The sequence below is a fragment of the Streptomyces sp. NPDC059917 genome (genome assembly GCF_042730635.1).
In the GTDB taxonomy this organism is placed as follows: Bacteria; Actinomycetota; Actinomycetes; order Streptomycetales; family Streptomycetaceae; genus Streptomyces.
In genome coordinates, this window is sequence record NZ_JBHWLC010000156.1 from 1 (window position 1) to 7,920 (window position 7,920).

A 7,920-nucleotide genomic window follows, 5' to 3' on the forward strand; every position below is an offset into this window, starting at 1 on the left:
GACCAACGACGCGCCACCACTCTCAGCCCCGCCGGCGTTTGAGGCGCCCCCGGAGGGCCCGCATACGTTCAACACACCAACCCATCCCAGCCCCACCGAGGCATCCGCCGCCGATCCACGCGCCACCAAACCCAGCCCCGCCGGCGTTTGAGGCGCCCCGGAGGCCCAGCCGACCATGGCACCCCACCCCCACCCACCCGGCGAAGCCCTACCGCACCGGCACCGAAACCCCCTCCAACGCCCGCACCAACGCATCGGCCGTAGCCTCCGCCCCCGCAACCCCCGTCATCACCACCGTCACCAGAGGAACCACCGCCCCCGCCACCAACGCCCCCGCCAACGCCTGCGCCACCCCCGCCCCCGGCCCGCACCCGCACAGGAACAACCGCCCCCCAGGAACCAGCACCCCGTCCAACACAGACGGCACCACACCCACACCCCCACCCACACCTCCAACCCCACCCATACCCACCCCCACCCCCGGCGCCCACAACGCCACCACCGTCTCCGGCCCCCGATGCCGCCGAGCGAACAGCTCGTACGCCCCCGCCGCAACCCCCGGCACGGCCACCAGGCAGATCACGTCCGCCCCGGCCCCACCCACCCGCAGCGTGCGAACGGTCACCCGCCGGGGCAGCGGCGCGTGCGGCGCCACGGACGGCACCTCGACGTGCGCCAGCAGGGCCAACGCCTGGCCCACCGTCGTCCCCGCGTCCGGCATCTGCGCCAGCGCCCGCAACAGCCCCAGGCACTGACCGAGCGCCGCCGACGCGTCCTCGTCGGCCACGCTCGCCCGGTCGTACACCGCGCTGAGGGCCAGCGCCCCACCCCGCTCGTGCCGCGCGTTGAGCGTGATCGGCAGGCTGCTGCCACCGGCCACGGTCCGCGGCTCGTCCACCCCGATCCCCTGCGCCTCCAGCTCGGCCCGCACGCCCGGCGGGAGTTCGGGCCGAGCGTCGAAGGACACGACGGTGTCGGTCAACCGCTCGCCGTCACCCCGCCCGATCCACGCCCGGATCCGGTCCCCGGACACCCACGGGTACGCCGCCAGGTCCAGCATCGCGTCCCGCACCTGCTGGAGCAGCTCGGCCAGCGGCGCCGCCGGATCCACCCGCACCGTCATCGGCAGCGGATGCCCGAGCACCCCAGGGATCCCCGCCGCCCCCGGCAGCGCGATGTCCCGGGGCCCGAGCTGCACGCCGAAGCTCACCCGCAACGGCCCCGCGACCCCCGCCGCCCGGTACAGCAGCAGCGCCCACACCACGTGCAGCGCGCTGCTCTCCCCGGCCCCGCGGGCCGCGGCCCAGGAACGCAGTCCGGAGCTGTACGGCTCGACCAGCCGCCGACGCTGGCGTCCCGAGCCGCTCTGCCGGGTGTCGGCGCCCCGCCGCCCCACCGCGGTCGCGGCATGGCGCGGGGGAGCGGTCCGCGTCCACAGCTCGCGCGCGCCCTCGCTGTGCTGCCGAGCCAGCCAGTCGGCGTGGTCGCGCAGGTCCGGGCGGCGCTCCCCGCCGGGCAGCACCCCGCCGGCCAGGTAGGCCCGGTAGAACTCGCGCAGCAGGAGGTGCACCCCGCGCTCGTCGAGCAGCGCCCGGTGGTAGGTGAGCAGGACCCGTACGGGCTCCGCGGGCCGCCCGTGCAGCAGGGTCAGCCGCAGCAGCGGCGGCCGGTCCAGGGCGAAGGCGTGCAGCCGGTCGGCCGCGAGCAGTTCGGGCCAGCCGGTCTCCCCGTACGCCCGGTGGACGACGTCGACGTCGGCGCGCGGGTGCAGCACGAGCCGGGCCACCACCGTCCAGTCGAAGGCGGCCCGCAGCACCACCTCCCGGTCGGCCACCGACTGCCAGGCCGCGGCGAAGCGCGCCGGGTCGAGGGGCCCCGACCAGTTCCAGTGCAGCTGCTCGATGTGCCGGTCGGGGCCGCCGTGCCGGGTGACCGCCTCCCGCAGCAGGTCCCGCTGGTGACCGGCCAGGGCGACCGGTTCACCGGCTCCCGCGCGCGGGCCGAGCAGATCGGCGAGCAGCTCGGCGCCCGCCCCGCCCCCGGCGTCCACGGCCGCCCCCGCCCCGGGGACCAGTCGCAGCGTGTGCCGCCCCGGCCCGTGGCACTCCAGCGTGACCTGGAACTCCCGGTGGCGCCCCGCGATCCGCGCGGCGAAGAGTTCGGCGTCGGCGTCGTCGCGCAGTCCGCGCACGCCGAAGACGAGCGCGCCACCGGGCGTACGGCGCCCCGCCTCGCACACCACGGCGAGGACCGGCCCCGGGCTCCTCGGGCCCGATGCACCGGTCATCCCCGTCCCGGCCTTCCCCCGGCCGCCACCGGGAGCTGGAGGAAGCCCGGCCTATCCGACCCGACCGGCACGACGGCCCCCGACCCGGACGCGACACGGCACGGGCACGCCCCCGCCCACGGCGGCAGGCACGGACATCCACACGGGAACCAACACCGGAACCAACACCGGCGTCGGCATCGGCATCGGCATCGGGCTCGGCGTCGGCACAGGCGACTTCGTCGGCATCAACATCGGCGTCGGGCTCGGACTGTGCGTGGGCTGCGCTGCGGCGAGTCCCCTTGCCTTCACGGCGTACGCCTTCCCTTGGCCCGGCCGGAGGTTACCGGTCCAAAAAGCGTAGTAGGCCCGTCGGTTCGGGGACCCTTTCCTCAAGTGGCCCTGCAGCGCGCCGCGAACCGGAGTCCGCCGGCGCCGCCACGGGCACCGCGCCCGAACGCACCCGCCGGTGCGCCTCGCTGACCAGATAGCGCCCCTGGACCGGATGCGTGGCGAAGGTCCACCCCTCCCGCGCGTCCCCGTCCCCGGACTCCCCCGGCACCTCGGCCAGGACGGCCCGCGCCGCACCCCCGCCCGCCCCCGGCCCGATCGGCCCCATCGGCTCGATCACGAAGCCGAAACCGGCGAAGCTGCGCCGCATCCCGTGCCCGAGCGCCTTCGTGTACGCCTCCTTCAGCGTCCACAGCCGCAGCATCCGGGCCCTGCGCTCCTCTTCGGGCAGCAGGGCCAGCTCCGCGTCCTCCGCCGGGGTGCACACGTGCTCGCGCAGCAGCTCGAAGGAGATCTCCCGCGCCGCGGGTTCCGCGTCCACCCCGATCGGCCCGGTCCGGCTCACCCCGACCACGATCAGCTCGTCGGTGTGCGCCAGGCTCACCTCCAGCTCGCCGCCGAGCCCGCGCAGCACGGGCCGACCGCCGGGCCGGTACCCGAGGTCGAGGGTGTCCACGGGCACGTTCAGCGCGCTCGCGGCGGTGTACTTCATGACCAGCCGGGACACCGCGAAGCGCATCCGCCCCGCCGCGGTCGGCCCCTGCCGGTAGCGCGGCCAGTCGTGCCCGAGCAGCGGCCGCAGCGCCGGATCCAGCAGCGCGGCCGTCAGCCACTGGCCCCAGGTGGTGCAGACGACCGCCCGGCCCTCGTCGTCGAGCCGGTCGCCGAGCTCGTCCCACGGCCCGTCGGGCCCGGCGACCGCCAGCGGCGCGGACCCCGGCCCGTACTCCGCCCCCACCGCCGACGCCCCTACCCCTGCCGCGTTCACCACAGCACCCGGGTCGCGTAGAGGTCGCAGTCGACGCCGAGCCGGTCGCGCCCGTCCAACTCCGCCCACACCCGCTGCTGCGCCTCGATGTCCGCGGGCCCGCCCGGGCCGCCGGGACCGATGCCGAGTCTGGTCGCGATCCGCGTGGCGGCGAGCAGCGGCCAGTGTTCGCCGCCCAGGAACAGGCCCCGCCCCGCGGCGGCCCCCTGCACCCCCAGCACGGCGGCCGCCAGCAGCAGCATCGCCTGCCGGTCGGCCAGCGCCCGTACCGTCGGCTCGGCGCGACCCGCGTGCGCGGCGGCCAGGCACGGCCCGTGCAGTGCCCGCTGCTCGCTCACCAGTCGGCCCGCCACACGCGCCAGCGCCGCGGTGACCGCCTCGCCCCCCGCGACGGCGGTGGAGAGCCGGGCCGCGGCCCCGGTGAGCACGCCGACGAGGGTGTCGTCGCCCTCCGGCGCCGGGGGCACGCTCCGGGCCGGCATGGCCTCGCCCAGCCGGAACAGCACGGCGCCCGTGGTGTCCGACCGGCGTTCGAAGGCGCAGGCCAGCGCGGGCAGTTCCCGCACCAGGTCGCTCTGGTGGGCGCGGACGTCCGTCGGTCCGGCCCCGGACCGGGACGCGTCCGCCGCCAGTTCGGCCACCATCCGCCGCTCCAGGGAGTCGACCGGCCGCCCGCACTCACCGAGTACGAGCTCCAGCTCGTCCAGCACCCCGCCGACCACCAGCACGGTCGCGTAGCCGACGGCCGCGCGCAGGGCCCGCCCGCTCCCGTGCGGCAGCGCACTGGCCCGCAGGCCCACCGCCACCAGGGCCTCGCAGGCCAGCAGATCGGCGAAGGCGGCGGCCAGCGGGCCCCGCCACTGCCGGACCTCCGGTTCGGTCCGACCCCGCTCGGCGACCATCCGTACCGCCGCGCGCAGCGCCGTACCCGTGGTGGCGATCAGCGCCGACGGACCGAGCAGCGCGGCGAACTCCCCCGCCCGCTCGGGCACCGGCTCCTCCCGCTGCGTCGCGGCGATCAGGGCCCGCGCGCCGTGGGCGTGGCCGAGCGCCAGGTCCCGGCGCAGCAGCGGGCGCAGCACCCGTACGAGGTCGTCGGCGGCGGTGAAGCGTCCGCCCCGCGCGGCCGGTACGAACTCGGCCCGCACGGCGGCCTCGACGGCGGTGCGCTGCGCCCCGCCGACCCGGCCCCCGGTGCCCTCGCGCAGCGCGTGGAAGCCGTAGGGGTTGGCCTCGTCGTAGGGGTCGGAGAGCAGCGCCTCCAGCCGCACCGCCCGCAGCGCGACGTCCACGGTGGGCGCGAGGGCCGCGTAGGGGTGCGCGAGCGCGTGGTGCCGCGTCCGCACCGGCCGGTCGAGGCCCGTCCCCACCGCCCCGGTGGGCCCGGTCGGCTCGACCACACGCTCCTGCACGGGACCGGACCGGATGAGCGCCATCGAACTGCTCCTTGTCGTCGACGAGTTCGTGATCATCGAAGTGGGGTCATCTCGGACAATCCGTCACCGCAACCTGCGCACGGCGCTCTGTGCGTGCCACTTGGCCAGTCCGAGCACCTCTTCGCTCGCCCGCCCCAGCCAGCCGCGCACGTACCTGCGGGCCTCCGCGAGGCTCGTCCCCTCGCCCAGCACCCGCCCGACGGCCTCCTCGCTCAGCATCACCTGCTGCGCGCAGACCACGCGGACCCCGTCCTCGTCGGGCACCAGGGACCACTCGCCGCTGTGCGCGGCGATCGGTTCGGGGGTGACCAGCTCCTTGTAGACGATCCGCCCGGCCGAGGGGAAGCACAGCCGCACCGCCCGCGTGGACACCGTCCGCCCGCCCGGCTCGGCGCAGGTGTCCACGACCGCCACCTGTACGCCCGGCACGTCCTCGACGACGCTGGACCACTCCACGTGCGGGACGGATTCGCTCCAGTCCCCGATCCGGTAGAGGAAGTCGTAGACCAGCTCGGCGGAGCCCTGGACGTGCACGCTGTTCTCGAAGGAGAACAACAGCCCGTCCATCCGCTCCCAGCGCTCGGCGGTCTCCTTGAGGTGGGCGAGCTGCGCGTCCAGTTCCGCCCGCCACTCCCGGTGGCTGCGCTCGCTCTCCGCGGCGGGCAGACCGATCAGGGTCCGGCGCTGGCTCAGGGTCACCAGCGATCCGGTGTCGCCGTCCGGTTCGACGGTCCAGGTACCGGACACGGGCGCGCCCAGCCGGGCGGTGTCCTCCTGCTCGAAATCGACCGCGCGGGCGTGGGGGCGCAGCACCCGTGTGACGTGGAAGGAGCGGACCCGGTCACCGGCGACGTCCCACAGCCGCAGCCGTTCGCGTTCGCCGTCGAAGTCCATCCGCTCGACGTGGACGGGGGAGGGCAGCAGGAGGGGCCAGCGCACGGCGTCGGCCAGCAGTCCGTAGACCACGCCGGCCGGGGCGGCCACCCACGCCGTCTGCTCGCTCGCGTGCACACGCTGCGACGACATGAACGCCCCTTTCACCTCTGCGGGTGCCCTCCAGGGTGCACGTCCCGACTCGAACCTTCCTCAAGCCGGTCCGCCTCCGCCGTCGCGAGAAGCGTCGCTCAGGCGGAGGCGGACCGGCTGCTCTCGGCCAGGGCGTCGGCCAGCATGCGCCAGATCTCGGCGGCCAGGTCGATGTTGGCGTCCTCCTGGGCCTGTTGGGCCAGGGTGCGCAGGCCCTGGATGCCGGCCGGGTCGCCGCCGAGGATCAGCAGCTGGTGGCGGAGCATCTCGAGCCGGACCTGGTCGCGGTAGGTCATCCTCGGCGCGTCCCCGGCCAGTTCGCCGAGCAGGGCGCGCGCGTCGTCGTACCGGGCGGTGGCGAAGGCCAGATCGGCCTTGAGCGCGGTGAGGTCCTGGCGCAGCGCGGGCGTGCCGACGAAGGCGAGGGCGGCCTCCGCCTCGGCGGCCCGGCGCTGGGCCTGTTCGGGATCGGCGGGCAGGCGCTGCAGGTGCAGCCGGGCGGCGGCCAGGCGCAGCCTGAGCCAGAGCACCAGGTCCTCCTGGCTGCTGAAACGTTCGAGCGCCTGCTCCAGGCAGGCCTGCGCGCCGGGGTAGTCGCCCTGCCTCATCCGGACGGCGGCGGCCGTCCACATGGCTTCCGCCCACAGCGCGTCCGAACGTCCCTCGACCAGCGCGGTCAGCTCGTCGGCGTGCGCCCGCGCCTCGCCGATGCGGCCCGCCTCGGCCTGTACGGAGATCAGCGCCAGCAGCGCGGTGGCCCGGTCCTCCACGCCCAGGTCCTCGCCGAGCGCGAGCCGGTGCGCCTCGACGGCCGCGTCGAGGGCCGGGGTGATGTCACCGAGGGAACGCAGGCAGCGGGCGAGCCGGGTCAGCCCGCGCACGCGCAGCTCGGTGACGCCGACCTCGTCGCCGAGCGCGACGAGCTGCCCCAGCCGTTCGCGTTCGGCCGCGTGCTCCCCCTGCAACCGGTCGGCCTGCGCGAGCAGCCACAGGGCCTGCCAGCGCAGTACGGGACTCTCGTGGGCCTCGGCGGCGAGTGCCTGGCGCAGCTCCTCGATGGCGTCGCTGGAACCGGTGGACGCAGCGAGGGTGAGCGCGTGGGCCAGCGATCCGGTCGCGGGCTCCTCGAAGTCGGAGGGTTCCAGGCCGAGTCGGCCCGCGAGGTAGGTGACGGCCCGTTCGGTGGGCTGGCGGGCACCGGACTCCAGCCGGGAGAGGTAACCGGTCGACATGCCCTCCCCCGCGAGCGCGGTCTGGGACAGGCCCCGGGCCATCCTTAACTTCTTCAGGCGGTGTCCGAACGCGGGCTGTCGCAGCATGAGCATCCCTGGGGTGAGCGGGGCAGGAGAGTCGCCGGGAGAACCGCACCGAGCGTAGGCCGCCTGGCAACACCCGGGCAAACCTTTGCCACGATTCGCCGGTCCCCCTCATCCCACCTTCACCCGTTCCTCGAGCGCTCCTCCAGCAGATCGAGGCAGACTCTCCAGAACCCGGCCCCGCACCCGGCCGGGACCTGCTCTTTTCCGACGCCTGGGGGTCGACGATGAGGCCATCGGTGTGCGCACCACACGCGGCCGTCCCCGCTGCCGCTTTCCCGCACATCGGAGACGACACCATCGACCCACCCCAAGACGCCCAATCGGACGAAGACATCGGCTGGCCCAAACACTGACCCCACCCCCACCCCAGCCTCCAAAAGCGCCACCCCCAGCCCCGCACAGGCGAAGCACCCGCCACCCCACCTCCACGCAGGCACCCTCGCCAGCGATCCCAGCCCCGCTCAGGCGAAGCACCCGCCACCCCACCCCACGCAGGCACCCTCGCCAGCGATTTCAGCCCCGCCGGCGTTTGAGGCGCCGCCGGAGGCAACACCAGCCACCCCCCCCCCCCCCCGCGGCCGGCCCCCCCCCCCC

5 protein-coding genes are annotated in these 7,920 nt (G+C 75.5%); all 5 read right to left on the reverse strand.

What is annotated here, in order from left to right:
* Positions 1–208: 208 nt before the first annotated feature.
* Positions 209–2,287, reverse strand: a complete 2,079-nt coding sequence (locus ACFWAR_RS38795; RefSeq protein ID WP_385788262.1) for a condensation domain-containing protein — start codon at positions 2,285–2,287, stop codon at positions 209–211.
* Between the two features lie 322 nt (positions 2,288–2,609).
* The gene (locus ACFWAR_RS38800; RefSeq protein WP_385788265.1) at positions 2,610–3,515 is read right to left on the reverse strand and encodes a 4'-phosphopantetheinyl transferase family protein; all 906 of its coding nucleotides are present in this window, start codon (positions 3,513–3,515) and stop codon (positions 2,610–2,612) included.
* A gap of 26 nt (positions 3,516–3,541) precedes the next feature.
* Complete coding sequence (locus ACFWAR_RS38805) at positions 3,542–4,981, reverse strand: hypothetical protein (protein ID WP_385788268.1); 1,440 nt, start codon at positions 4,979–4,981, stop codon at positions 3,542–3,544.
* Between the two features lie 63 nt (positions 4,982–5,044).
* A complete protein-coding gene (locus ACFWAR_RS38810) occupies positions 5,045–6,007 on the reverse strand; it encodes an SRPBCC family protein (RefSeq protein WP_385788271.1) in 963 nt (320 codons plus the stop codon).
* Positions 6,008–6,105: 98 nt separating this feature from the next.
* Positions 6,106–7,332, reverse strand: a complete 1,227-nt coding sequence (locus ACFWAR_RS38815) for a helix-turn-helix domain-containing protein (protein ID WP_385788274.1) — start codon at positions 7,330–7,332, stop codon at positions 6,106–6,108.
* Between the last annotated feature and the right edge of the window lie 588 nt (positions 7,333–7,920).

Coding starts and splice junctions, on each gene's coding strand:
- ACFWAR_RS38795 (WP_385788262.1), bottom strand. CDS start 2,287: ATGACCGGTGCATCGGGCCCGAGGAGCCCGGGGCCGGTCCTCGCCGTG.
- ACFWAR_RS38805 (WP_385788268.1), bottom strand. CDS start 4,981: ATGGCGCTCATCCGGTCCGGTCCCGTGCAGGAGCGTGTGGTCGAGCCG.
- ACFWAR_RS38810 (WP_385788271.1), bottom strand. CDS start 6,007: ATGTCGTCGCAGCGTGTGCACGCGAGCGAGCAGACGGCGTGGGTGGCC.
- ACFWAR_RS38815 (WP_385788274.1), bottom strand. CDS start 7,332: ATGCTCATGCTGCGACAGCCCGCGTTCGGACACCGCCTGAAGAAGTTA.